Origin of the sequence: Paraburkholderia sp. GAS199, assembly GCF_050436585.1 — a bacterium.
Taxonomy (GTDB): domain Bacteria; phylum Pseudomonadota; class Gammaproteobacteria; order Burkholderiales; family Burkholderiaceae; genus Paraburkholderia.
On sequence record NZ_JBNDMM010000001.1, the window covers coordinates 131,548 to 155,116 of the forward strand.

General features: G+C 60.9%; 18 protein-coding genes. 9 read left to right on the forward strand and 9 right to left on the reverse strand.

What is annotated here, in order from left to right; all coding sequences use genetic code 11:
* Nucleotides 1-43: 43 nt before the first annotated feature.
* Nucleotides 44-862, reverse strand: coding sequence for an ABC transporter substrate-binding protein (locus P3T18_RS00540; protein ID WP_429297956.1), 819 nt, complete (start codon nucleotides 860-862; stop codon nucleotides 44-46).
* A 433-nt stretch (nucleotides 863-1,295) separates the two neighbouring features.
* Between P3T18_RS00540 and P3T18_RS00545 the strand changes: the two genes are divergently transcribed.
* Nucleotides 1,296-2,651: an LLM class flavin-dependent oxidoreductase gene (locus P3T18_RS00545; RefSeq protein ID WP_429297957.1), complete on the forward strand. Its 1,356-nt coding sequence runs from the start codon at nucleotides 1,296-1,298 to the stop codon at nucleotides 2,649-2,651.
* Nucleotides 2,652-2,791: 140 nt separating this feature from the next.
* Here the strand turns inward: P3T18_RS00545 and P3T18_RS00550 are convergent, their stop codons facing one another.
* Nucleotides 2,792-4,381, reverse strand: coding sequence for an ABC transporter substrate-binding protein (locus P3T18_RS00550; RefSeq protein ID WP_429299008.1), 1,590 nt, complete (start codon nucleotides 4,379-4,381; stop codon nucleotides 2,792-2,794).
* A 454-nt stretch (nucleotides 4,382-4,835) separates the two neighbouring features.
* Between P3T18_RS00550 and P3T18_RS00555 the strand changes: the two genes are divergently transcribed.
* The 4 genes from P3T18_RS00555 to P3T18_RS00570 all read left to right on the forward strand — a co-directional run bounded on the left by P3T18_RS00555 (nucleotide 4,836) and on the right by P3T18_RS00570 (nucleotide 9,838).
* A complete protein-coding gene (locus tag P3T18_RS00555; RefSeq protein WP_429299009.1) occupies nucleotides 4,836-6,053 on the forward strand; it encodes an LLM class flavin-dependent oxidoreductase in 1,218 nt (405 codons plus the stop codon).
* Nucleotides 6,054-6,167: 114 nt separating this feature from the next.
* Nucleotides 6,168-7,787 (forward strand): ABC transporter substrate-binding protein, encoded by a 1,620-nt coding sequence (locus tag P3T18_RS00560; protein WP_429297958.1) that lies wholly within the window; start codon nucleotides 6,168-6,170, stop codon nucleotides 7,785-7,787.
* A gap of 37 nt (nucleotides 7,788-7,824) precedes the next feature.
* Nucleotides 7,825-8,880: an aldo/keto reductase gene (locus P3T18_RS00565; protein WP_429297959.1), complete on the forward strand. Its 1,056-nt coding sequence runs from the start codon at nucleotides 7,825-7,827 to the stop codon at nucleotides 8,878-8,880.
* A gap of 94 nt (nucleotides 8,881-8,974) precedes the next feature.
* Nucleotides 8,975-9,838, forward strand: coding sequence for a MetQ/NlpA family ABC transporter substrate-binding protein (locus P3T18_RS00570; RefSeq protein ID WP_429299010.1), 864 nt, complete (start codon nucleotides 8,975-8,977; stop codon nucleotides 9,836-9,838).
* Nucleotides 9,839-9,895: 57 nt separating this feature from the next.
* Here P3T18_RS00570 and P3T18_RS00575 read toward each other — a convergent pair whose 3' ends face one another.
* The 6 genes from P3T18_RS00575 to P3T18_RS00600 all read right to left on the reverse strand — a co-directional run bounded on the left by P3T18_RS00575 (nucleotide 9,896) and on the right by P3T18_RS00600 (nucleotide 17,016).
* Nucleotides 9,896-11,623 (reverse strand): ABC transporter ATP-binding protein, encoded by a 1,728-nt coding sequence (locus P3T18_RS00575; protein WP_429297960.1) that lies wholly within the window; start codon nucleotides 11,621-11,623, stop codon nucleotides 9,896-9,898.
* A 70-nt stretch (nucleotides 11,624-11,693) separates the two neighbouring features.
* The gene (locus P3T18_RS00580) at nucleotides 11,694-12,659 is read right to left on the reverse strand and encodes an ABC transporter permease (protein WP_429297961.1); all 966 of its coding nucleotides are present in this window, start codon (nucleotides 12,657-12,659) and stop codon (nucleotides 11,694-11,696) included.
* A gap of 31 nt (nucleotides 12,660-12,690) precedes the next feature.
* Nucleotides 12,691-13,671 carry an ABC transporter permease gene (locus tag P3T18_RS00585; protein ID WP_429297962.1) on the reverse strand — a complete coding sequence of 327 codons (981 nt, stop codon included), beginning with the start codon at nucleotides 13,669-13,671 and terminating at the stop codon, nucleotides 12,691-12,693.
* Nucleotides 13,672-13,684: 13 nt separating this feature from the next.
* A complete protein-coding gene (locus P3T18_RS00590) occupies nucleotides 13,685-15,289 on the reverse strand; it encodes an ABC transporter substrate-binding protein (RefSeq protein ID WP_429297963.1) in 1,605 nt (534 codons plus the stop codon).
* Between the two features lie 122 nt (nucleotides 15,290-15,411).
* Nucleotides 15,412-15,756, reverse strand: coding sequence for a DUF3088 domain-containing protein (locus tag P3T18_RS00595; protein ID WP_429297964.1), 345 nt, complete (start codon nucleotides 15,754-15,756; stop codon nucleotides 15,412-15,414).
* A 42-nt stretch (nucleotides 15,757-15,798) separates the two neighbouring features.
* On the reverse strand, nucleotides 15,799-17,016 hold the full coding sequence (locus tag P3T18_RS00600; RefSeq protein ID WP_429297965.1) for an acyl-CoA dehydrogenase family protein: 1,218 nt from the start codon (nucleotides 17,014-17,016) through the stop codon (nucleotides 15,799-15,801).
* Nucleotides 17,017-17,306: 290 nt separating this feature from the next.
* Between P3T18_RS00600 and P3T18_RS00605 the strand changes: the two genes are divergently transcribed.
* The 3 genes from P3T18_RS00605 to P3T18_RS00615 all read left to right on the forward strand — a co-directional run bounded on the left by P3T18_RS00605 (nucleotide 17,307) and on the right by P3T18_RS00615 (nucleotide 20,900).
* Entirely contained in the window at nucleotides 17,307-17,597 is a 291-nt protein-coding gene (locus tag P3T18_RS00605) for a co-chaperone GroES (RefSeq protein WP_429297966.1), read from the forward strand.
* An 18-nt stretch (nucleotides 17,598-17,615) separates the two neighbouring features.
* The gene (groL, locus tag P3T18_RS00610; RefSeq protein ID WP_429297967.1) at nucleotides 17,616-19,256 is read left to right on the forward strand and encodes a chaperonin GroEL; all 1,641 of its coding nucleotides are present in this window, start codon (nucleotides 17,616-17,618) and stop codon (nucleotides 19,254-19,256) included.
* A 441-nt stretch (nucleotides 19,257-19,697) separates the two neighbouring features.
* On the forward strand, nucleotides 19,698-20,900 hold the full coding sequence (locus P3T18_RS00615) for a porin (protein WP_429297968.1): 1,203 nt from the start codon (nucleotides 19,698-19,700) through the stop codon (nucleotides 20,898-20,900).
* 311 nt (nucleotides 20,901-21,211) lie between these two features.
* Here P3T18_RS00615 and P3T18_RS00620 read toward each other — a convergent pair whose 3' ends face one another.
* A complete protein-coding gene (locus P3T18_RS00620) occupies nucleotides 21,212-22,042 on the reverse strand; it encodes an IclR family transcriptional regulator (protein ID WP_429297969.1) in 831 nt (276 codons plus the stop codon).
* A gap of 275 nt (nucleotides 22,043-22,317) precedes the next feature.
* Here P3T18_RS00620 and P3T18_RS00625 point away from each other — a divergent pair, with 275 nt between their 5' ends.
* Nucleotides 22,318-23,562, forward strand: a complete 1,245-nt coding sequence (locus P3T18_RS00625) for an acyl-CoA dehydrogenase family protein (RefSeq protein WP_429297970.1) — start codon at nucleotides 22,318-22,320, stop codon at nucleotides 23,560-23,562.
* The last annotated feature ends 7 nt before the right edge of the window (nucleotides 23,563-23,569 follow it).

The following is a 23,569-nucleotide window of genomic DNA, read 5'->3' on the forward strand; positions in this document are numbered from 1 at the left end:
ACGGTGACCGGGCCATGCGGAAGTGGCTGTGAAGCAAACGGCGTCAGCTCTTCTGGGGATCGCCGATCTTGAACAGACGCGGCAGCGGCGCGGCACTCTTCGGACCGAACCAGGTATCGTAGATCGTGCCAGCCGTGCCCTTGGCTTCGAGATCCTTCAACGTATCGTTGACGACGTTCAGCAGGCGCGTCTCGCCTTTCGGGACGCCGACGCCTTCGTAGTCGTTGGAGATCGTGAACGGCGGGATCTCGTAGTTCGCCTTGTCCGGCACTTTTGCCAGCAACGCGACGAGCTTCGGTCCGTCCTGCGTGATCGCCTGCACATTGCCCGTGCGAAGCGCGGCAAAGGCGAACGGCGTGTCGTCGTACGCGATGATCGTGGCGCTCGGGAATTGCGCGCGCACCTGCTGCTCATTGGTCGTGCCCTTGTCGGCGCCGATCCGCAAACCGTTCAACTGCTGCGGCGAAGTAAGCGTGCCTTTCTTCGCGATGAATTGCGTGCCCGACGCAAAATACGGGGTGCTGAAATCCACTTCCTTTTTACGATCGTCCGTAATCGTGAAGTTGGCGAACACCAGATCCACCTTGCCCGACTTCAGGAAAGCGATGCGGTTGGCCGGGTTGGTCGGCTGGATCTCAAGCTTGACACCGAGGCGCGTCGCAACCGCCTGAGCGTAATCGACATCGAGCCCGATAATCCGATTGCTCTTCGGATCGACAAACCCGAACGGCGGATTGCTGTCAAATGCAGCCACGCGCAATACACCTGCTTTCTTGATGTCGTCGAGTCGATCCGCGTGCGCGGCGGCGGACATGACAAGCAGACTGGCGCCGATCACTGCGCCAAGCACTCTGAGCTTCATAACGGTGGTTTCCTGTTGTTTTAACGGCCCGCGAGGTCAGCGGCGCATGCGTTTAGCGTGAGCCGTGGACTTTAACAACGGGTGTGAACAGCACGAACCAAGCAATTCTCAAGAGCTAAGAAGCCCTTCTGATAAAGCGCGGGGTCAATGGCCGAACGTGTGAAACGATTGTGTGAAGCGTTGATCAGAACAACTCGTTGTGCACGAGCGTCACGCGTCGTGCTGCCTGAACAGCACATCGCAAATCACAGTCAACGCTTGAGCGCCATGCGGTCTTACGATGCTCATGCGTTCCGGCAAACCTTAGTCATTGCCGGCATATCGATGCCAGAAATCGTTGGTGGTCTCGAATGCAGGGCCACTCGACAATTGTCGAATCGGCCAGATGGCTTTGCTCCTTCGTTGCTGGCCCCTTCCGCATTCGATCCGACCCATGAGAACCAATCCGCCGCGCCAGCTTCACCTGAATGTCAACATCCTCCACTCGGGCTTCGTGCCTTCCGCCTGGCGTACCAGCGACGCGGATCCGCAAGCTTTCATCGATCCGGACCACTACATCCGCGTCGCGCGAATCGCCGAGGCGGCCAAATTCGACGCCGTGTTTCTCGCCGATAACGCGTCGATCGCCGATCAGATCGACTTCCGGCCGATCACGGCGCTTGAGCCGACCGTGCTGCTCGCCGGCATTGCGGCGGCGACCACGCATATCGGCGTGATCGGCACGGCGTCGACGAGTTATAACGAGCCGTATAACATCGCACGGCGCTTCGCCACGCTCGATCATCTGAGTGCCGGGCGCGCAGGCTGGAACATCGTGACGACTGCCGATCTCGGTTCAGCGCGCAACTTCGGACGTGATGCGGTACCCGATCACACCGAGCGCTACGAACGCGCCGCTGAATTCACCGAGGTCGTGAAGGCCCTGTGGGATAGCTGGGAAGACGACGCGTTCATCGGCGACAAGCCAGGCGGGCGGTTCGTCGATGCCGCGAAAGTGCATCGCATCGACCATCGCGGCAAATACTTCAATGTGGACGGCCCGTTCAATCTGCCCCGCAGTGCTCAGGGTCATCCTGTGCTGATTCAGGCAGGCGGCTCGGCAGATGGGCGCGAGCTCGCCTCCCGTCACGCGGAAGCCGTGTTCTCCGCGTCGCAGTCGTTCGAGGAAGCCGCCTCTTACGCACGAGAATTGAAATCGCGCGCAGCGGCCTATGGTCGCGGCGACGATGCGATCCGCGTGCTGCCGGGCCTGACCACCATCATCGGCGCGACCGAGGCGCAAGCACTACGCCGACGCGATGAACTGGTGGACCTGATCCCATGGAGTTACAGCCTCACCCGGCTTGCGGGTATCCTGGGCGTGAGGGTCGATCGATTGAAACTCGACGAGCGTCTGCCTGACGATCTTTCGCTGCCCGGTGGCGGCAACGGCAACCATACGTTCTTCCATGCCACGCTGGCACAAGCGCGCTCGAACGGCTTCACGGTGCGCCAGTTGATCCGCGCGCTGGCAGGTGGCGGCGGGCACCGGGTGATCGTCGGTACACCGGAGCAGATAGCCGACGATATCGAACACTGGTTCAAACGCGGCGCCGCCGATGGTTTCAACCTGATGCCCGATGTGCTGCCCGGCGGCTTGCAGGATTTCACCGACGGCGTGGTGCCCCTGCTGCAACAGCGCGGCATCTTCCGGACCGAGTATCAAGGCCGCACATTGCGTGAGCACTTCGGGTTGCGGCGACCCGTAAGCCGGCACCTCGAAAGACGGGAAACGGCAGCGACTGCGTGAGGTTTCAAGAAACTGGCAGGGCGCTGAATCCACACGATAACAGCGCCCCACCCCGCCACACCGGCGATATTGCCCGTGCCCGGCCGCTGGAACGCCGTGCGCCCGAAGAATCACGAGATCGCATCCGCTCCATCACCTGATTACGGCTGAATGTACAAATCAGCAAAATTCCCCCGCGACCCCTCCCCGGTCGGTGCATAGTCCTTCACCTTCTTCGACACGACCGTGATGCTCGGATTTGCCCCGAACTCGATCGACGGAATATCGTCGTGAACGATCTGCTGGAACTGGATGAATAACTGGCGGCGCTTGCCTTCGTCGGTCTCCACCGACGCGGCCTCGAGCAAACGGTCGACTTCTGGATTCGAGTAGTGCGCCGCATTGGAAAACGGTAGTCCGATCTTGAAGTTCTTCGACCAGAATACACGCTGCACACCCACCGTCGGGTCGAATACATTGGAGAGTGCTTCGAGCGTGATGTCGAAAGCGCGATCGGTGTAAGCCTTCTTCACATAGGTGGCGAAATCATAGCTTTCGATCTCACCGTCGATTCCAATCCGCGCTAGCGATTGACGCACGAAATCGGCAGCACGCGGGTCCTGAAAGGGATTGAAGAGCAAACGCAGTTTGAAGCGCTTTCCGTCCGCGCCACGCTTGAGGCCCGCCGCATCGAGCGCGGCATTGGCTTGCGCGATGTCATACGGAAAGTAGTGAATATCCGCATCGTGGTAACGCGTGTTGGCCAAGCCGATCGCCGCAGCGGAAACCTGACCATAGCCATACCAGACAACCCTATTCAGCGCATTGACGTCCACCGCTTGCGAGATCGCTTTACGCACTGCCTTGTCTTTCAGAACGGGGGTATCCAGATTGAAGATCAACTGCTGATGGTTGCTGACATACGGCCAATTGGTCGTATCCACCGTGAAGCCGGGGAGCGTCGTGAAGCGTTTGACGTCAGATAACGGGATCGCCTGATCGCCGAGATTGGCAGCACCCGATTCGAGCGCGGCAGCGCGCGCCGCGCCGTCCGGGAGAAAGCGCACGATGATCTTGTCGACGTATGGTTTCGGCTTGTCCCAGTAGTCCGGATTGCGCTCGAGAAGAATGTAGCTACCGTGCACAAACGACTTGAACATAAACGGCCCCGTGCCGACCGGCGCGCTGTTGTACGGATTCGTTGCGATGTCCGTCCCTTCGTACAGGTGCCTGGGGATGATCGGCGACTCCGAACCGGACAGCGCAGTCAGCAGGAACGGCGCCGGCTTCGACAATTCGATGATCGCGGTGTAATGGTCCGGCGTCTTGACATCGACCACGTTGGCGAACGTGCTTCGGCCACGCGGATGTACCTGCTTGAGCGTCAGAATCGAAAAGGCAACGTCGGCGGAAGTCAACGGTTTGCCATCGTGCCACCTTACGCCGCGACGCACCGTGAAGCGATATTGAAGTCCGTCCTTGCTGACCGACCATGCGGTAGCCAGCAGCGGCTGAGGATTCAGGTCCTTGTCGTAGGTCAGCAAACCCTCGACCACCTTGGGACCGATTTCCGCGTTACCGCCAGCCGTGGTGGTCAAGGGAACGATCGACGCGGGTTCGGGCGTGACGAGCCAGGTCAGCGTTCCGCCATGATTGGGCGCCGCCAGGGTGGGCGCCGTATAGACGCCAATCAATGCGAAGACGAGCCCTGCGGCGTTTAAGGTTTTTCGTATCCCGTTGTGCAGGCTCATACATATCCTCTTTGTTATTGGAAGGACGGATATTAAGTTGACTGGAAAGGAACGAAAAGCAAGCAAAAGTAATTAGCTTTGCACCTTGGTTTTGATGGCTTTCGAACGTTTACGCGGTCGCGCCCACATGCGCGGATCATCAATGACGGTCTAAGGATTCCTGATCAGATTGAGTATCGTGCATAGGGCGTCGACCGCGTAATACGACCCACGAATCGCTCCGATCGCATCGAGCGATACGATATCTCCGCTATAGCAGCACGGCTATGCAGCAGCGTTCACCTCAATTGAAAAGCAGAATTCGTTGTTTTGCATTCCCAACCTTGCGTGATCTACTGCATTCACGCGAGCGTTGGCGTCGTGCCGCGAATCTCGTCCCGTCAACAGCGCGAAACGGGTAACTGCGCGATCGAACGCGCTCTTCTCACGCCAAACGGCACGGACCATCACAGTGATTCAATCCATTCTCGCCGCGCCACCCAAGGCTTCGACGGCATCCGCTGAAAAAACGGGGGCCGTCACGCCCTTCGTTTCCATCCGCTCGCCAACCACTTTCGCCGATAGTCCCGTTTCGCGCGCCCTCGAACAACCGCTGCTGCTAGGGCTATTTCTGCCGATTCAGGCCGGCGGCTGGAGCGCATCGACGCTGCCCCGTACCACCGACTGGAACTTCGACTACAACCTGGCGCTGGTGCAAAAAGCCGAGGCGTTGGGCTTCGATCTCGTCTTCGCTCTGTCGCAATGGCTGCCGAAAGGCGGTTACGGTGGCGTGTTCAACGGTGAAGCACTCGACTCGTTCATGTCGCTTGCCGCAATGACGGCCCGCACCGAACGCATCATTCTGGTCGCCACCAGCCACGTGCTCTATGGACCGTGGCATCCGCTGCACTTTGCGAAGTTCAGCGCGACGCTCGATCACATTTCGAAAGGACGGTGGGGCATTAATGTGGTCACCGGCCATCGTGCGATCGAACATGAAATGTTCGGCTGGCAACGTATCGAACATGATCGTCGCTATGAGCTTGCCGCGGAGTTTCTCGACGCCGTGCAGCAGCTTTGGGCGCAACCCGATAATTTCAGCTACGCGCCAGCACGGTCCACCTGGAAGCTCGACAAGGCGTTCGTGTCGCCAAAGCCGAAATATGGTCGGCCGATGCTGGTGAATGCCACCGGTTCGGATGCGGGAATCGATTTCGCCGCGCGTTACTCGGACGTGGTGTTCATCACAAGTCCGGCCGGCTCCGAGATCGAGGGCGCGTTAGCGGCGCTACCGGCGCATACGACGCGCGTGAAGGCTACCGCAGCGAAGTATGGTCGCAAGATTCGCACGTTGATCAATCCCATGGTGATTTGCCGCGAGACTGAAGCTGAAGCATTTGCTTATCGCGATGCGATCGTGGCGCACGGCGACGAGGGTAGTTTCCATCGTTTCGACAGCGATGCCCACGCGTGGCGCGGCAACGCCGAGCAACGGAATCAGGCGGCCGCCCGCGCGGTGGGCGGCAACGTTTCGATCGTCGGCTCGCCGCAGCAAATCGCCGATTACATCGTGCGCCTGCATGCGGCAGGTGTCGACGGTGTGCAGTTGAGTTTCTTCGATTTTCAGCCGGACCTCGATTTCTTTGGTGAACGCGTTGTGCCGTTGCTGCGCGACGCAGGGCTCAGGTTCTGACTACACGCGCTTGCTCGAATCGAAATCAACCCAGTACGCACGCGCGCTTCCACCGGAAGCGTTCACCGATTGATCCAGGTACATATCTTCTTTCGTCCCTCACGCCACCATACGATGTCATATGTCACCACGCAGGCGCCGCGAGGCCGCGGCGGCGCACGTCTGTTCAAAGGCGCAATCGGATTGGCTGTCGCTCTGATCGTCGCCCTGACTGCTGAGCAGTCGCATGCGCAGACCCGCGGCGGCACACTCACTTTCATTGTCACCCCCGAGCCTACCGCGCTGGTCGATCTTGCCACCACGGCGACCAACGTGCTTAAGGTCAGCCCGAAAGTAGTGGAAGGCCTGCTGGAATACGACTTCAAGTTTCAGCCGAAAGCTTCGCTCGCCTCCTCGTGGGAAGTGAGCGATGACAGCAGGAAATACGTGTTCCATCTGCGCCGTGGGGTGAAATGGCATGACGGCAAGCCCTTCACGTCCGCCGACGTCACGTATTCGATACAGACGCTCAGACAGGTCCACCCACGCGCCAAAACCACCTTTGCCAACGTCACCAGCGTGACAGCGCCGGACCCTTTTACGGTGGTGATTACGCTGTCTAAACCGGCCCCCTATCTGATCAAGGCGTTTTCGTCGTCGGAAACGCCGATCGTGCCGAAGCATATCTACGAAGGCACCGACGTGCTGACGAATCCTGCCAACAATGCGCCGATCGGCACCGGCCCGTTCCGCTTCGTCAAATGGGTGCGCGGCAGTTATGTCGAATACGCGCGCAACGACGGCTACTGGGACACAGGCAAACCCAGGCTTGATCGCATCGTTGTCAAGGTAATCAACGATCCGGCGGCCCGCACCGTCGCCTTCGAAGATGGTTCCGCCGATCTGAGCGGCGACTCGCCAGTGCCTCTGTCCGATCTCGCGCGCCTCAAGGCCAACCCGAAACTCGGCGTCGATACTCGCGGCTATGAATTCCAGGCGGGCGTGGCGCGCATTGAATTCAATCTCGACAATCCCCTGTTGAAGAATCCGAAAGTGCGCCAGGCGATCGCGTCGTCGCTCGATCGCGAGGTGATCCGGAAGGTGATCTATTACGGCTACGCGACGCCGCTCGCCAGTCCGATTATTCCCTCGAGCCCTTATTACGACCCGGCACCCACGCCGTATCCGTTCGACGTGGAGCACGCCAACGCGCTGCTCGACGAAGCCGGCTATCCGCGCAAAGCCGATGGTACGCGTTTCGCCCTCACCGTCGATCCCTTGCCGATCGGCGACCTGCCCGCGCGCACCGCCGCCTATGTCAAATCGGCACTAGCCCGAGTGGGCATTGCCGTCACAGTGCGCACTCAGGATCTGCCCGCTTATCTGAAGCGCATCTACACGGACCGCGATTTCGATTTTTCGATCAATGGCATGAGCAATCTGTTCGATCCGGTAGTAGGCGTGGCACGTCTCTATACGACCAACAACTTCCGGCGTGGCGTGCCTTTCACCAACGGCTCGCATTACAGCAATCCAGAGATCGACCAGTTGTTCTCGCGGGTGGCAGAAGAAACCGACGAAGCGAAGCGCAAGCAGTTGTTCTCGCAGATTCAGCGCATTCTCGAACGCGATCTGCCAGACATCAATCTGGTCTCGCCGCAATACCTGACGGTCTACTCGCGCGCGGTACACAACCATACGACCTCGCCGGACGGCGTGTCGGCCAGCTTCGCCGACGTCTGGCTGCAACGCTAACACTTTCCCGATTCACTCTCTCACGGAATCCGTACACATGGAATACAGACAACTCGGCCGCAGCGGCATCAGGATATCGACGCTGACGCTGGGCACGATGATGTTCGGCGGCCCCACCGACGAAACGAGCGCCGCACGTATCATCGATCAGGCGCAGGAACATGGCGTGAATTCGATCGATACGGCGGACGTCTATGCCAAAGGCGAGTCGGAGCGCGTGGTCGGCCGCAGCATCGCCGCGCAGCGCGAGCGCTGGGTGCTCGCGACCAAGTTCGCCAATCCGTTGCAGGACGCCGACATCAATGCGCGAGGCGCATCGCGCAAACATATCATGCGGGCCGTCGACGCCAGCCTGAAACGCCTTAACACCGACTACATCGACCTGCTCTATATTCACCGCGAAGACCACACGACGCCGGTTGAGGAAACCGTGCGGGCGCTGAACGATCTGATTCGGGCGGGCAAGCTGCGTTATTACGGTCTGTCGAATCATCGCGCGTGGAAAATCGCCGAGTTCAGCCACACCGCGCAGGCGCTTGGACTCGACGCGCCGGTGGCGAGCCAGCCGCTCTACAACATCGCCAATCGCCAGGCCGAGGCGGAGCAACTGACGGCCGCCCACCGTTACGGGCTTGGCGTGATTTCCTATAGTCCGCTCGCACGCGGTGTTTTAACGGGTAAATACGAACCCGGCTCGACACCTGCCGCCGACACGCGCGCAGGCCGCAGCGACCGCCGTCTGCAACAGACCGAGTGGCGCGCGGAATCGCTTGAACTCGCGCGCCGCGTGCACGAGCATGCCGAAGCAAAGGGGCTGTCCGCCGGGCAGTTCGCACTCGCGTGGGTGCTCAATAGCCGGTACATCACATCGACCATCGGCGGACCGCGGACCGAAGCACAGTGGCTCGATTATCTGCCGGCGCTGCGTTACTGCCTGACGGCCGAAGACGAAGCGTTCGTCGATTCGCTGGTGGCGAGCGGGCATCCGTCCACGCCGGGCTTCAACGATCCAGGGCATCCGTTCTTCGGGCGAATCCCGCGACACGGCGCAGCCGAAGATGGGCAAGTGCCGTTCCAGCAGGGGGGAGCATGAGCAGACGCACATGGTGGTTTTCACGTACCACCCGTTTATGAAGCCGGCGCCCCGTGTTAGCCATTTAATCCCTCATTCCTACACGCTAGTCATCATGCCCCGACCTATTGCCGCACCCTCTTCTGCCCGACGGCACATCACAGCCGCTTGCCTGCTGGCCATCACGCTTGCCGGCTTCTCCGCCTTGACCACCTATGCCGCTGACAACGGCGGCCCGGCGCAGGAACTGCGCGTCGGTTTCGTGCCCGGCCCCTATGCCGACGAATTCAAGGCGGGTGTCGAGCCGCAACTGCGCAAGAAAGGCTACGCAATCAGATACGTTGAGTTCAGCACCGGCCTCGAAGCGAATCAGGCCGTCTACCGCGGCGAGATTATCGCCGACGTGATGCAGCACGAGGTCTATCTGAAGTCCTATAACGACCGCAACGGCACCGATCTGGTCGGCGTGGTGCAGGTTCCCACACCACCGATGGGACTCTATTCGAGCAGGCACCATACGCTCGCGGAGGTCAAACCCGGTAGCCGGGTCGCGGTGCCGAACGACCCGGTCAATCTGGAACGCGCATTGAAGATACTGCAGCGAATCGGCTGGATCAGGATCAAACCGAACCCCAATCCCGTCGATGTTACCGAGCAGGACGTCATCGCGAATCCCGCCGGCATCAAGATCGTCCCGCTCGAATCGGCACAGGCGCCCCGCGCGCTCGAAGACGTCGATTACGCCGCGATTCAGGGCAATTTCGCCATCTTCAGCGGTCATAAGCTGACCGACGCGCTCGCGCTCGAAGAGATGACACCGCCGTATATCAACCAGGTCGTCGTGAAGGCCACGAACCGCAACGCCCGCGCGACGCAGGATATCGTCCAGGCATATCAGTCTGCAGATTTCCAGCGCGCGATTCGAGGCAATCGTTTCTACGCCGGCTTTCGCTTGCCAGCGTACTTCAGTCCGGAGTGAGGAATTGAAGCACTGCGAGGGCGTCAGCGCCCTCGCCATGAGGGCGCGATTCGCGAGCTAGGCTGCCTGAGCGTCGAACGTCCGACCCGGAATCGCTTCGAGCAGCGTGCGGGTGTACGGATGCTGCGGCGAGCGCCAGATGTCCCGATGGTGCCCGCTCTCGACAATGCGCCCTGCCTGCATCACATGCACGCGGTCGGCGATATAGCGCACCACTGAAAGATCGTGCGAGATGAACAGATACGCGAGCCCGAGATCGCGTTTCAGATCCACCAACAGATTAAGAATCTGCGCCTGAATAGACACATCGAGCGCGGACACCGGTTCGTCGCAGATCAGCAGATCCGGTTCGAGCACCAGCGCCCGGGCAATCCCGATGCGTTGCCGCTGGCCGCCCGAGAACTCATGCGGATAGCGCCCGAGCGCCGAGTTGGGCAAGCCAACGCGATCGAGCATGGTAACGATTCGAGTGTGGCGCTGCTGGGCGTTGCCGATACCGTTCACGACCAGCACGGTATCGAGAATCTCCGCGATCGTGCGGCGTGGATTGAGCGAGGCATACGGATCCTGAAACACCATCTGCACGTGACGGCGCAGCGGCCGCAAGTCGCGCTCGCTCAACGGCACGAGATCGGTGCCACGCAGACGGATGCTGCCGCTTGCGACAGGCACGAGCCGCATGATCGCCTTAGAGAGCGTGGATTTCCCGCAACCGGATTCGCCGACGAGCCCAACGGTCTCACCGCGCGCGATCTTCAGCGATACGCCGTCCACGGCGCGCAGCGTAGTTTTGCCGTGCCTTTGCGGGTAGTCGATCCGCACGTCACGCAGCTCCAGCAACGGCGCATCTTCAGGTGCAGCTTCACGGCCGGCGGGATCCGCGTCCTCGTCTTTATCCGCGACGAACTGCCCGGTGCGCACCGAACGCGGCACGACGGCGAAGCCCGGTTTGCCGTCGTCGTCGATACCGTGACGGATTTCGGGCAGTTTCCAGCCGCGATAGTGCAGGTCGTCCGCGAGATTGAGCGACGCTCCAAGCAAACCTCGCGTATAGGGATGTTGTGCTTGCGTGAAAAGCCGCGCGACCGGCGCCTCTTCGACCTTCTCGCCCGCCAGCATCACCGCGACGCGGTCCGCGTGTTGCGCGACGCTCCCAAGATCGTGCGTGATCAGCAGCAGCGACATCGACAACTCGCGCCGCAGGCCGTCGAGCAGTTCCAGAATATGCGCCTGAATCGTAACGTCGAGCGCAGTGGTCGGCTCGTCGGCGATCAGCAGGCGGGGGCGGCAGGCCACCGCCATCGCGATTATCACCCGTTGACGCTGGCCCCCGGAAAGCTCATGCGGATAATCGAACACGCGCCGTTGCGGCTCGGGGATCTGCACGAGATCGAGCAACTCTACCGCGCGCTTGAATGCAGCCGCCCTCGAGAGGCGTTCGTGCTGACGCAATGTCTCGACGATTTGCGCACCGATCGAGAGCACGGGGTTGAGCGACGTCATCGGCTCCTGGAAGATCATCGAGATCTGCCGGCCGCGAATGTCGCGAATCTCGCTCGGCGGCACATCGAGCAACTCGCGACCGTCGAAACGCAGGCTGCCCGTCACCCGTCCCGGATTGGGCACGAGCCGCATCAGCGAAAGCGCCGTCGCCGATTTACCGCAACCCGACTCACCGACCAGCGCCAGCGTCTCGCCTTGCGCGATATCGAAATTCAGGCCACGAACGGCCTGGTGCGCGCCGAAACTCACGCGCAGGTCGCGTACTTCAAGCAGGTTTGCCACTGTTCATCCTCGAATACGTTGCCGGCCGCGCGGCAGGCGCGCGAAGCACCTGCCATTCAGCCAGACAGGATCAAGCCCGTTCGCGCAGTCGCGGATTGAGCGCATCGTTCAGACCGTCGCCCAGCAGGTTCAGCGCCAGCACCGCGAGCACGATCGCCGCGCCGGGAATAGCAGTCAGATACCAGGCGGTGCGCAGCGAATCCCGGCCGGCGCCGATCATCCCGCCCCAGCTGACCACGTTCGGATCGCCCATGCCGAGAAACGACAGCGACGACTCGATCAGAATCGCGCTTGCCACCATCACCGACGCGGTGACGATCACCGGCGGCAACGCGTTCGGCAAAATCTCGCCGAAAATGATTCGTGCGTTGCTGAATCCCTGGCTGCGCGCGGCGAGCACGAAGTCCGCCTGGCGCAGCGAACGGAATTCCGCCCGCACGATCCGCGCGACTGTCGGCCATGACGCGATCCCGATGGCGAGCGCGATAACCGTCACACTCGGCCGGCCAATCGCGACGATTACGATGACCAGCAGGAACGACGGCACGGTCTGAAAGAGTTCAGTGATACGGACCAGCACATCGTCGATCACGCCGCCGAAGAAACCGCCCGTGGCACCAACCAGCGTGCCGATCACGAGCCCGATCCCGGCCGACACCGCGCCGATCAGAAGCGACACGCGAGTGCCGTGCGCAATACCTGCGGCGACGTCGCGTCCGAGCGAGTCGGTGCCGAGCCGGTATTGCACATCCGTACCCGGCCATTCGAATGGCGCTGCCACCATGTCGAGCGGATCGCCGGGAAACAGATGCCCCGCGCTCAGCGCGAGCGCGATGAACGCCGCGAGCAACACGAGACCGGCCAGCGCCGACGGATTGCGCAGAAGCGCGCGCCAGACGCCGCGCCCGGCGGCCCCGCGATGGACGGACGGGTTGCCACGACGCAAGCCGAACAGCGTGCCGGCCAGTTGGCGCCGCCATGGCGACGCTGTCGGCTCGGGCGGCGAGGAAATCAGATTGGAAGAGTCGGAGGGCATGTCATCCTTTTGGAAAAAAGCGCGGATTTCCTCACGCGACACGGGGGTCGAGCCATGCCTGCAGCAGATCGACCAGCACATTGGCGATGATGACGAGCAGCGACGACAACAGCAGTACGCCGAGCAGTACGCTGAAATCGCGCGCCATCACGGCGTCGAGTGCGAGCCGTCCGAGACCGGGCCAGCTGAATACCGTCTCGGTCACGGCGGCGCCTCCCAGCAAGGTGCCGAAATGAATCCCGACGATGGTCGTGAGCGGCATCAGCGCATTGCGTAGCACATGACGCACCGTGACACGCCACGGGTGCAGACCCTTGGCCTGCGCGGTGCGCACGAAGTCCTGGCGCTGCACCTCCAGCATCGCCGCCCGCGTGAGCCGCGCGTAGATGGCGACGAAGAAGGTGGCCAGCGTGGCAGCCGGCAGCAGCACGTGGCGGAGCGCATCGGCAAAATAGGCGAAGCCGTGCAGTTGCACGCCGAGCGTGAGATTGCCGCCGCTCGGCAGCCAACCCAGATGCACCGAGAACAGCACGATGGCCAGCAATCCGATCCAGAAGCCCGGTGTCGAATAGAACAGCAGAGCCAGCACGGAAAGCACACGGTCCGGCCACTTGCCGGCCCAATGCGCCATCACCGCGCCGAGCACCACACCGGTCACGATCGCGAACGACAACGCCACGCCCATCAGCAGCAACGTATTGGGCAGGCGTGACATGATCAACTGCATCACCGGCATGTCGTAGCGCGGCGAATAGCCGAGGCTGAAGTGCGACAGATGCGTCAGATACGACCACAATTGGTGTAGCACCGGTTGGTCTAGCCCAAACTTCGCACGCAGCACCTGCATGGTTTCCACGGTCGCCGAACCCGACTCGCCGGCGAGCACGTCGGCGGCGTCGCCCGGCATCAGCTTCAGTAGAAAGAAATTCAGGACCACGATGCCGATCACCGTCGGCAACGCTTGCCACGCGGTCCGCCGCAGAATCGCACCAAAACGCACACCTCGACTCATCGTGCGGCTCCTGTCATGCGCTCAGATAGACATCCGCGAGATTGCCTTCGAGGCCTTGCGCGGACACCGTGTGATTGCGAACCCGCCGGTTCGCCAGCGTGACCATGCGCGGCGCGACCAGGTTGAGAATCGGCAGATCGCGGTAAACGATCTGCTGGAACTGCTGATATAGCGCGACGCGTTTGCTCTCGTCGGTCTCGACCGCGGCGCTTTCGAGCAGACGGTCGACCTCGGGATTGCTGTAATGCGGTGCATTCGAAAACGGCACGCCGGGGCGGATATTCTTCGACCAGTAGAGACGCTGAACGCCCACGCTCGGATCGAACAACGTATTCACGCCGATACTCGTGAAGTCGAACTGACGATCCGCGTACACGCGCTTCAAAAATGCAGGCAGATCCTGCGAACGCACCGTAACGTCGATGCCAACCCGCCCCAATGCGGATTTGACGTAATCGGCCTGGCGGCGGTACATGTCGCCATACGGCAGGAAGTCGTGCGTCAAACGGAAGCGCACACCCCCTTCCTTGCGCGGATAGCCTGCCGCGTCGAGCAGTTTCTCAGCGTTGCCGACATCGAACGGGTACGGCGTCAGTTTAGCGTCGTGATATGGCGAACCCGGCGTGATCGGCGTGGGCGACAGATCCGCATAGCCGTAGGCCACCGTGCGTTGCACAACCTGCGGATTGATCGCATGCGCGATGGCCTGGCGCACATGCAGATCTTTGAGGATCGGATGATCGAGGTTGAAGTCGATCTCGGCGAGCGGCTCCAGAAAGCGATAGCCGCGGGTTTCGACCGCCAGTTGCGGCAATTGCGTGAGGCGCGGCAGGTCCGTCAGCGGAACGGGATTTTCGCCGCCCAGATCGAGCGCGCCAGTTTCGAACGCCGCCGACCGCGCGGCAGCATCGGGAATCACCTTGAACACGAGGCCGTCGATGTACGGTTTGCCCGCGTCCCAATAGTCCGGGTTGCGCTCATAAACGATGTTGGCACCACGCGTCCAGGATTTGAAACGGAACGGCCCAGTGCCGATCGGCGCATTGTTGTGGGGATTGGACAACGGGTCGCCCTGCGCATACAGATGTTTGGGCACGATCGGCGATTCGCCGGCAGAGAGCGCTTTCAACAGATACGGCGCCGGCTTCGACAGTTCGATCACCGCGGTGCGCGCATCGGGCGTCGCCACGCTCGTCACGTTCGCGAAAGTGCTGCGGCCACGCGGATGAACCGATTTGAGCAGATCGATCGAGAAAGCGACGTCCGCCGAAGTGAAAGGTTGCCCATCGTGCCATTTCACATTCTGCCGCAGCGTGAAGGTGTACTTCAGACCGTCCGGGCTGACGGACCATTCCGTGGCCAATTGAGGTTTCGGACGCAGATCGAAGTCATAAGCCAGCAAACCTTCCAGCACCTTGCTACTCGCAACGAGCGCGGGCCCGGTAGTCTGAAAGATCGACACGAGCACTGGAGGCTCCGGATTGATCAACATGTTCAGCGTGCCGCCCCGCTTCGGTGCGCCAGCCTCGCCTTGGGCGAGCGCCAGCGCCGGCATGCCGGCCGCCGCGAGCGCTGCGCCCGATGAAATAAGAAATTCGCGTCGATTCAACCGTGCCATGTAATCCAGATCCTTGTGCCGATATTGGTGGCCGTTGCGGCCGAATGAAGTGTTGGAGCGAAGCGAGATCGCCTTGGTCCGCTAAGTGATCGGCGAGCATGCCGTGATCGCATCGCGAGGCGTCAATGAACTTTGGGGAACCCGTGTCGTTGTGCGAGCAGATCGAGGATGCGGCGCGTGTCCGTCACGAAGCGTTTGACGCCGAGCGTCTGCGCGTCGGCCGGCGCAGGCTGCGCGTCGCCCAGAATCAGCACCGGCAGATTCTGGTGCCCGGCACCCAGCGCTTCGATCACTGCGGTGCGCGGACGCGGGAACGGCAACCGGCAAATGTCGAGTCGCGCGTTGCGCGCTGGATCGCTCGCGAGCAAGCCTTCAATGGGCGCACTGTCCGGGCAGATAAATCGTTCACCCGGATGGTCCGGATCGGCGAAGCCCGGCTCCAGCAGTAACAGCAAGTCTCGGCTCATGGTTGCAATACTCGAAACAGGAGGTGAAGAAATGGCAGCGCGTTAGAACACGCGTCCTTCAGTCAGGTGTGTCGTCACGCCATTCAGTTCGTAGTCGCCTATCACGCGCGCTTTGTGAAGCAAGGGGTTGTGGCTGAAGATGGTGCGCAGATTGCGCCAATGGCGATCGAAATTGTGTGCGCGACCGGTTGCCGATGCGCCGCCAATTTCGAATAGACGCTCGCCCGCATATAGCGCCAGCTTGCTAACCACGAGTTGCGTTTTTGCGGTGGCCAGCGCGCTTTCCAGTACCAGTTCTTCAGCGTTCGCGGATCCGCTGTGGATCGCATTCGCCGAGCGGTCGAGCGTGCGCGCGTTGGTCGCGACTAGCGCGTCGATCGACAGGCTGTGCGCTGCCAGATCGCCCACCACCTGCTGCACGAAGCCGTCCTCCCGCGCGGAGGGTGCCGGGCTATGCAGCACCGGACGGCCAAATTGCGTCACGTAGCGGCGAGCATCAGCGACGATGTTGCGCACGATACCTGCCGCCACGGTCACCAGATGCAACTGGCGCACTGCGCTGCCATGCCGGCCAGCGAGCGTCGTGTAGCCGCGAGTCGCAACCTCATCGGAAAGCACCTGCACGTTATCGAGCACGAGACTGCCGCTCGCCGTCATGCGCTGCCCCATGCCGTCCCAGTCGTCGACGACCTGCAAGCCTTCACGCGAGACCGGAATCACGATCGACACTTTCTGGTCGCTTTCGTCCTGCACGTTAATGCGTGCATAGTCCGCAAATGCGGTCCCAGTCGAATAATACTTTTTGCCCGTTACACGAAAATGTTCGCCGTCGCGAACGAGCTTCGTCACGATTTCTCCAGGCCTTGCCGTGCCCAGTTCTGTCGAGGCTCCCCCGAAGATCGCTCCTTGCCGGATGCGCTCGATCTGTGTGTCGTTGAATGCGGACTGCGGCGACAGCAGCAATTGCTCGGTCTGGTCGAAGTGAATCCGCAATGCGTGCGCGACATTCGATTCATGCGCAGCCAGCGTGGCGATCACTTGAAAAAGGTCCTCCAGCGATCCGCCCAGGCCGCCCCACTCCACGGGAAAACGAAGCACACCCAGACCGGATTCGCGAAATGCGCGGAAACCGTCGAATGGCAACTCGCGCCGCAACTCACGCTGCGCGGCGTCTTCGCCAATCGCCTGCGCAAGTGCCGGCAACCCGGCGAGTATTGCGTCGAGCGTCGCGCGCGCCTTGGTGCTCTCTGAGACCTGCATGCCTTGATTCCTCGTATAAGCGCTCGGATCGGGCTCGACCCGGCTAATTGCGTTGGCTAATCGATGCAGCGCTTCGCACGGACATGCCGAAGGGACGGGTCAGTATAGGGACGCGGCTCTCCGCACAAAACCAGCAAATCGAGCTATGAATATGCGTGATTGTGAAATGCGAATTGCGGATAAGAATCGATGAATCCGTTATTGGAGCAACGGTCGGCGCATTCCTATACTCGATCCCGGTCAGCACTCACCAACGACGAGTGCCAGAAATTAACCGTGGAAATGGAACCATGAGCCTACGTCCCCTGCATGACCGCCTGATCGTCAAACGTCTCGACCAGGAAACCAAAACCGTCTCGGGCATCGTCATTCCGGAAAGCGCCGCAGAGAAACCCGATCAGGGCGAAGTGATCGCCATCGGGCCAGGCAAACGCGATAGCGACGGCAAGCGCATCGAACCCGATCTGAAAGTCGGTGAACGCGTGTTGTTCGGCAAATACGCCGGGCAGTCGGTCAAAGTCGACGGCAATGAGTTGCTCGTGTTGCGCGAAGAAGATGTCGTCGCAGTCGTCACTCAATAACGAACGGAGCGTCTAACCATGGCATCAAAAGAAATCATTTTCAGCGACGTCGCCCGCTCGAAGCTAGTCGAAGGCGTCAACATCCTCGCCAACGCGGTCAAGGTCACACTGGGCCCGAAAGGCCGCAACGTGGTGCTCGAACGCAGCTTCGGCGCGCCGATCGTTACCAAGGACGGTGTGTCGGTTGCGAAGGAAATCGAATTGCCGGATCGCGTGCAAAACATCGGGGCGCAGCTCGTCAAAGAAGTCGCGTCACGCACCAGCGATGCCGCGGGCGACGGCACCACCACGGCGACCGTGCTTGCCCAAGCCATCGTGCGCGAAGGCCAGAAATACGTGGCGGCAGGCCTCAACCCGCTGGATCTGAAACGCGGCATCGACAAGGCGGTGATCGCCGCAATTGGAGAGCTGAAGAAGATCAGCAGACCGACCACCACCAGCAAGGAAATCGCCCAGGTCGCAACGATTTCGGCCAACGGCGAAGAGTCGATCGGTCAGCGTATCGCGGAAGCGATCGACCGCGTCGGCAAGGAAGGCGTTATCACTGTCGAAGACGGCAAGTCGCTTGACGACGAGCTCGACGTAGTGGAAGGTCTGCAATTCGACCGTGGCTACCTGTCGCCGTATTTCATCAACGATCAGGACAAGCAGGTTGCGGTACTCGATAACCCGTTTGTGCTGTTGCATGACAAGAAAGTGTCGAACATTCGCGATCTGCTGCCGGTCCTCGAACAGGTCGCCAAAGCCGGCCGCCCACTGCTCATCATCGCAGAAGACGTGGAAGGCGAAGCGCTAGCCACGCTGGTCGTGAACAACATTCGCGGCATTCTGAAGACAGTGGCGGTGAAGGCGCCCGGCTTCGGCGATCGTCGCAAGGCGCTACTGGAAGATATCGCGATCCTGACCGGCGGTCAGGTCATCGCCGAAGAAACCGGCCTGTCGCTCGATAAAGCGACGCTTGCCGAATTGGGCCAGGCCAAGCGCATCGAAGTCGGCAAGGAAAACACCACCGTGATCGACGGTGCGGGTGACAGCAAGAACATCGAAGCGCGCGTCAAGCAGATCCGCGTGCAGATCGAGGAAGCGACTTCCGACTACGACCGGGAGAAGCTGCAGGAACGCGTGGCCAAGCTGGCCGGCGGCGTGGCGGTCATCAAGGTAGGCGGCGCAACCGAAATCGAGGTCAAGGAAAAGAAAGACCGTGTCGACGACGCATTGCATGCCACGCGCGCAGCCGTCGAAGAAGGCATCGTGCCTGGCGGCGGAGTTGTGCTGATCCGCGTGAAGCAGTCAATCAGCGGCCTCAGGGGCGCGAACGCCGACCAGGACGCCGGTGTCAAGATCGTGCTGCGCGCGCTCGAGGAGCCGTTGCGCCAGATCGTCACGAATGCCGGCGAAGAAGCAAGCGTGGTCGTTGCAAAGGTCGCGGAAGGCGCGGGCAATTTCGGCTACAACGCACAGACCGGCGAATACGGCGATCTGGTCGAGTCGGGCGTGCTCGATCCGACCAAGGTCACCCGCACCGCACTCCAGAACGCGGCGTCGGTTGCAGGGCTGCTTCTAACCACCGACGCCACCGTTCACGAAGCACCGAAGGATACGCCGGCCGCAGGTCAGCCGGGCGGTCCCGGCGCTGGCGGCCCAGGGCTCGATTTTTAAACACTCTCCATCGCCGCCCGCATCAGGCGGTCAAAGTAGAAGCACGGGCTGGCTGTCACTTCCAGGGGCGCCGGTCCGCAATGTTTGCGCGTCAGCCGGCCAAAGTGCTCACGCGGCCTTCGACGCGTCGAAGTACCACGATACTTCCGTCCGAGGTCGCATTGCCATTACTCGGATTGCGCGATCCGCACGTCGTGAGTTGGGGTTTGGAGTCTGGAGTTTGAGAAGCGTCGTCATTGCGACAGCGCGTATTCATATAAGAACATGAAGAATCGTTGGACGATTTTTTTCCGGCACTCGGCAAAAATATCGACGTTGTTTCGATGATCCGGCCAGATTTTCCTGTCCAGTTCATACGCACGACAACTCCTGATCACTCGGGAACATAAAGTGTCGCTCGCTACTGCGCGATAAATTCGCACACCTACAAAGAAAACACAGATGAAATTGACAAAGACCTCGGTAGCCTTCCTTGCGCTGAACGCGATCGGTGGCGTTGCCCACGCCCAAAGCAGCGTAACGCTGTATGGCATCGTCGATACGGGATTGCTCTTTAACAACAACGTGAAAGGCTCGCACCTGTATGCATTTTCGCAAGGAACATCATCCCGCTGGGGACTCAAGGGAACGGAAGACCTGGGTGGTGGTCTGTCGGCCATATTCAACATCGAAAGCGGCTTTACTACCGGCACCGGTGCATTGAGCCAAGGTGGTCTTCTATTCGGCCGTAAGGCGTTCGTCGGCGTCAGCAGCACGAACTGGGGTACGTTGACCGCTGGGCGCCAGTACTCCGCCAGTAACGATCTGACTTCCATCTACGCATCCGGCGCGGACTGGGCAGCTTCGGGTCTCGGCTATGGCACGCGAGCAAGCGATGTCGATAACGTCGACACCTCGAATCGCGTCCAGAATTCGCTCAAATACGTCAGTCCGAAGTACCGCGGCCTGCAGGCAGGTGTGCTGTACAGCTTTGGCGGCCAGGCTGGAGACTTCTCGCGCAACTCGGTGGTGGATGCGGCGCTATCGTATTCGAACGGTCCGGTTAGCCTCGGCGCCGGCTATACGTTCGTCAAGGATCCGTATTACGCGACCTACGGTAATCAGGGAAATTCGTCGACGCCGACTTCTTCGGTTACCGGTGCGAACAACAACATCAACAACAGGATCTACGGCGGTTATGCGTCGGCGGGTTCGCAACAGATCATTGTTGCTGGTGGCTCCTATACGCTTGGCCCGGCAATCGTCGGCTTGCTCTACTCGAACACGCAGTTCCAGAATCTGGGCTCCGTCAACGCGGTCGGCGCGATTGCTTCGCCCAAATATGCAGGCGGCACCGCTACGTTCAATTCCGGCGAAATCAATTTGAAGTATCAGGTCAATCCTGCTTTGCAGCTTGCGGGCGCCTATATCTATACCCGCAACAGCGGGGCAGACAACGTCGGAAGCGCGAAGTATAACCAGTTCAATCTGGGCGCGATTTACTCGCTGTCCAAACGCACATCGTTCTACGCGATCGGCTTCTATGAAACCGCTTCGGGCGTCGACTCGACGGGCAAGCAAGCTGTTGCCGATCTCAATGGCAGCAATTACTCGGGCAACAATCACCAACTCGCGGCTCTTGTCGGGATGACGCACCGATTCTAAACCTGATACCCGTCGTTAGTTGACGGCGGGTATCAGGGATCGATTGCGCTCGCACGTAGCCCGCGACACGATCTCAATCAAGATTAGCTTCGTCAGTTTTCGGCTGAATGCTTGCTCGACAATCATTCACTGCTCGTATCGACAATGGACGTACGCGAACCCCAGACCATCTTTCAATATGCCTCGAGAAAATCAGACCGGTACACGTAGCAAGATCAATTGTGCCTCCGGCCAGAGCGGCTGCGCGACACCACCGGGCACTCTCAACACACCCGGCCAATCCAGTCATACGACGCGCCTCCCAGTCGACCTCACTCCAAAAACCGCGCGACCGCGCGCAGCGCAAGAGACGTATGCGTGAGCAGAGCCGATGTTTCGCGCAACTCGCGCCTCATCACCGGGATCGTCTCTGACGAAAAGTATTCGCTGGGGCCTGACATCACGATCGCACCAATCGCCCTCGCGTTCGACGATTTCAGCACCGTACCGCACGCGCATATACCGGTCACGTTTTCATGAAGATTCGTCGCGAAGCCTTCTGATTGCACGGTGTTCAATTCGTCCTGCAGACGTGCCACGTCAGTAATGGAGTGCGGTGTCCGCGCAAGCAGCGGTTTCCCGGCTATCAGCGTCTTCTGCTCGTCCGGATCGAGATGAGCGAGCAGTAGTTTGCCTGAGACAGTGGTGTGATAAGGCGCGCTCAGATGGGTATCGTAGTACGGCATCACGCTGTAGCGGCCCGGCGCGGATTCGAGCATCGCACGCTCTGTACCAAAGAACAGAATGAGGCTGGTGGACGGACCGTGCCGATCGCATAGCCCACGTAAGAGACCCGTCACGTCCCGGCGCAGCGAATTGAGCGGGTGATCCATGACGAGCGGCAGCAAACTGCGCGCCGACGGTCGATACCGCCCACCGCGCGTGCGTTCGACCTGCCGGTGTTCGACGAGCGCCTGCAACAGCCGATGCGTCGTGCTGGCCGGCAGATTGGCCGCTTCGGCCACTTCCGAGTGCGACAACGCATGCATGGATTCGTGAAGCACGCCAAGCACCTGCAATCCGCGCGCTAGCGAGCCGGACTCGGTGTTGCGCCCGCCTGCGCCCGCGCCTTCCGTCGCCTCCTCTCTGACCAGAACTTTCATTGTTTCTCTCGCTTTATTTGCTCATGCGGCGGGCTTCGCTCTGCGCAGTCAATCTGCGCTTGCGTTTCCGGATATCGCCCTCACCGCTTTGCTTATGAAAAACGCATGGTTGGATAAGAGATTGTTTCTCACCACAATGCAGAAATTATCCGATATGTGGAATCTTTTTTCCACGGGCAGGAAGGTTTCTTTCCATCTAATGCATCTCCTATGAGCCACGGACACGCCGCGCGGCCCGCCCGTCGGCTGCCCGTCGCGCTCCGGCTATCTAGTCCATGACACAACGACATTTTTCCGCCGTGAACGCCGCCGAGCCGCCCGCATCGACCTCCAGCCGGGCGCACGACGCGCTTCGTCGCGCGCGAACATTGGCTCGCACGTTGCGCGAGAAGGCCGCCGCGCGCGACGCTGAACGCATCCTTCCGTACGACGCCCTCGCGCTTCTGCGCGAGTACGACCTGCTCGGCCTGCGCACGCCATCGAGCCTCGGTGGCAACGAAATCGACTACGGCGATGTGGTGCGGGTGATTGCCGAACTCGCGCGTGGCGATTCGAGCGTCGCGCAGTTGCTGGTTCCGCACTATGTCTATCAGGAGCGCATGCGTCTGATGGGCGACGACGCGCTCAAGCAGCGCGTCTGGCGGCGCGTGGCGCAAGGCGCGCTGATCGGCAACGCCTCGACCGAGCGTGGCAGTGCGCGCTCCAGCGAGATCACCATCCAGCTCACTGCGGACGGGAGCGACTACCGCCTGAGCGGCCGCAAGTTCTACAGCACGCCGACGCTATTCGCCGATCTCGTATTCGCGACCGTCCTCGATCCGCACAACCGCATCGTCTACGCGATCCTGCCGACGGATCGCGACGGCATTACGCGCGTGGACGACTGGGACGGCGTGGGACAGCGTGTAACGGGCAGCGGAACGACGATCTTCGACAACGTCGAGGTCAAGGCCGAAGAGATCGTCGTCGTGGGCTACTGGACAGGTCGCCGTCACTACACGAGTTCGGGCGCGCAGATCCTGTTTGCCGCGCTCAAGTCGGGCATCGCGTACGCCGCGCTGGACGACGCTCGCGACTGGGCTCGTGACGGCGCCCGGCCTTCGCGCACGACCCAGGTCGAACACGTCACGCTCGACCCGTACGTTCAGGCGCTCGTCGGTGAACTGGCCACCTCGGCGCTCGCTGCGGAACTCGTCCTCGGTCACGCAGCCGATGCGCTCACGCGTGCCTCGCACGCGCAGTACGACGATCTGCCGCCCGACGCACTCGAAACCATACTGGTCGACACCGCAGTCAGAACCGCGCAGGCACAACTCGCCACCGAGCAGGCTGCGTTACATGTCGCGCAAAAACTATTCGACGTGGGCGGCACATCGACTGCACTGAAGCGCCACAACTTCGACCGCCATTGGCGCAACGCCCGCACGATCAGCCTGCACGACCCAATCGTCTACCGCAGCAAAGCGATCGGCGCGCATCTGCTGCGCGGCGATGCGCCGCCGCTCGGCTTCACCTACTGATCCACGC

Bases quoted from the DNA above. Each gene is read 5' to 3' on its own strand.
- P3T18_RS00540 (WP_429297956.1), bottom strand. From the start codon at position 862: ATGAAGCTCAGAGTGCTTGGCGCAGTGATCGGCGCCAGTCTGCTTGTC.
- P3T18_RS00545 (WP_429297957.1), top strand. From the start codon at position 1,296: ATGAGAACCAATCCGCCGCGCCAGCTTCACCTGAATGTCAACATCCTC.
- P3T18_RS00550 (WP_429299008.1), bottom strand. From the start codon at position 4,381: ATGAGCCTGCACAACGGGATACGAAAAACCTTAAACGCCGCAGGGCTC.
- P3T18_RS00560 (WP_429297958.1), top strand. From the start codon at position 6,168: ATGTCATATGTCACCACGCAGGCGCCGCGAGGCCGCGGCGGCGCACGT.
- P3T18_RS00565 (WP_429297959.1), top strand. From the start codon at position 7,825: ATGGAATACAGACAACTCGGCCGCAGCGGCATCAGGATATCGACGCTG.
- P3T18_RS00570 (WP_429299010.1), top strand. From the start codon at position 8,975: ATGCCCCGACCTATTGCCGCACCCTCTTCTGCCCGACGGCACATCACA.
- P3T18_RS00580 (WP_429297961.1), bottom strand. From the start codon at position 12,659: ATGCCCTCCGACTCTTCCAATCTGATTTCCTCGCCGCCCGAGCCGACA.
- P3T18_RS00585 (WP_429297962.1), bottom strand. From the start codon at position 13,671: ATGAGTCGAGGTGTGCGTTTTGGTGCGATTCTGCGGCGGACCGCGTGG.
- P3T18_RS00590 (WP_429297963.1), bottom strand. From the start codon at position 15,289: ATGGCACGGTTGAATCGACGCGAATTTCTTATTTCATCGGGCGCAGCG.
- P3T18_RS00595 (WP_429297964.1), bottom strand. From the start codon at position 15,756: ATGAGCCGAGACTTGCTGTTACTGCTGGAGCCGGGCTTCGCCGATCCG.
- P3T18_RS00600 (WP_429297965.1), bottom strand. From the start codon at position 17,016: ATGCAGGTCTCAGAGAGCACCAAGGCGCGCGCGACGCTCGACGCAATA.
- P3T18_RS00605 (WP_429297966.1), top strand. From the start codon at position 17,307: ATGAGCCTACGTCCCCTGCATGACCGCCTGATCGTCAAACGTCTCGAC.
- groL (WP_429297967.1), top strand. From the start codon at position 17,616: ATGGCATCAAAAGAAATCATTTTCAGCGACGTCGCCCGCTCGAAGCTA.
- P3T18_RS00615 (WP_429297968.1), top strand. From the start codon at position 19,698: ATGAAATTGACAAAGACCTCGGTAGCCTTCCTTGCGCTGAACGCGATC.
- P3T18_RS00620 (WP_429297969.1), bottom strand. From the start codon at position 22,042: ATGAAAGTTCTGGTCAGAGAGGAGGCGACGGAAGGCGCGGGCGCAGGC.
- P3T18_RS00625 (WP_429297970.1), top strand. From the start codon at position 22,318: ATGACACAACGACATTTTTCCGCCGTGAACGCCGCCGAGCCGCCCGCA.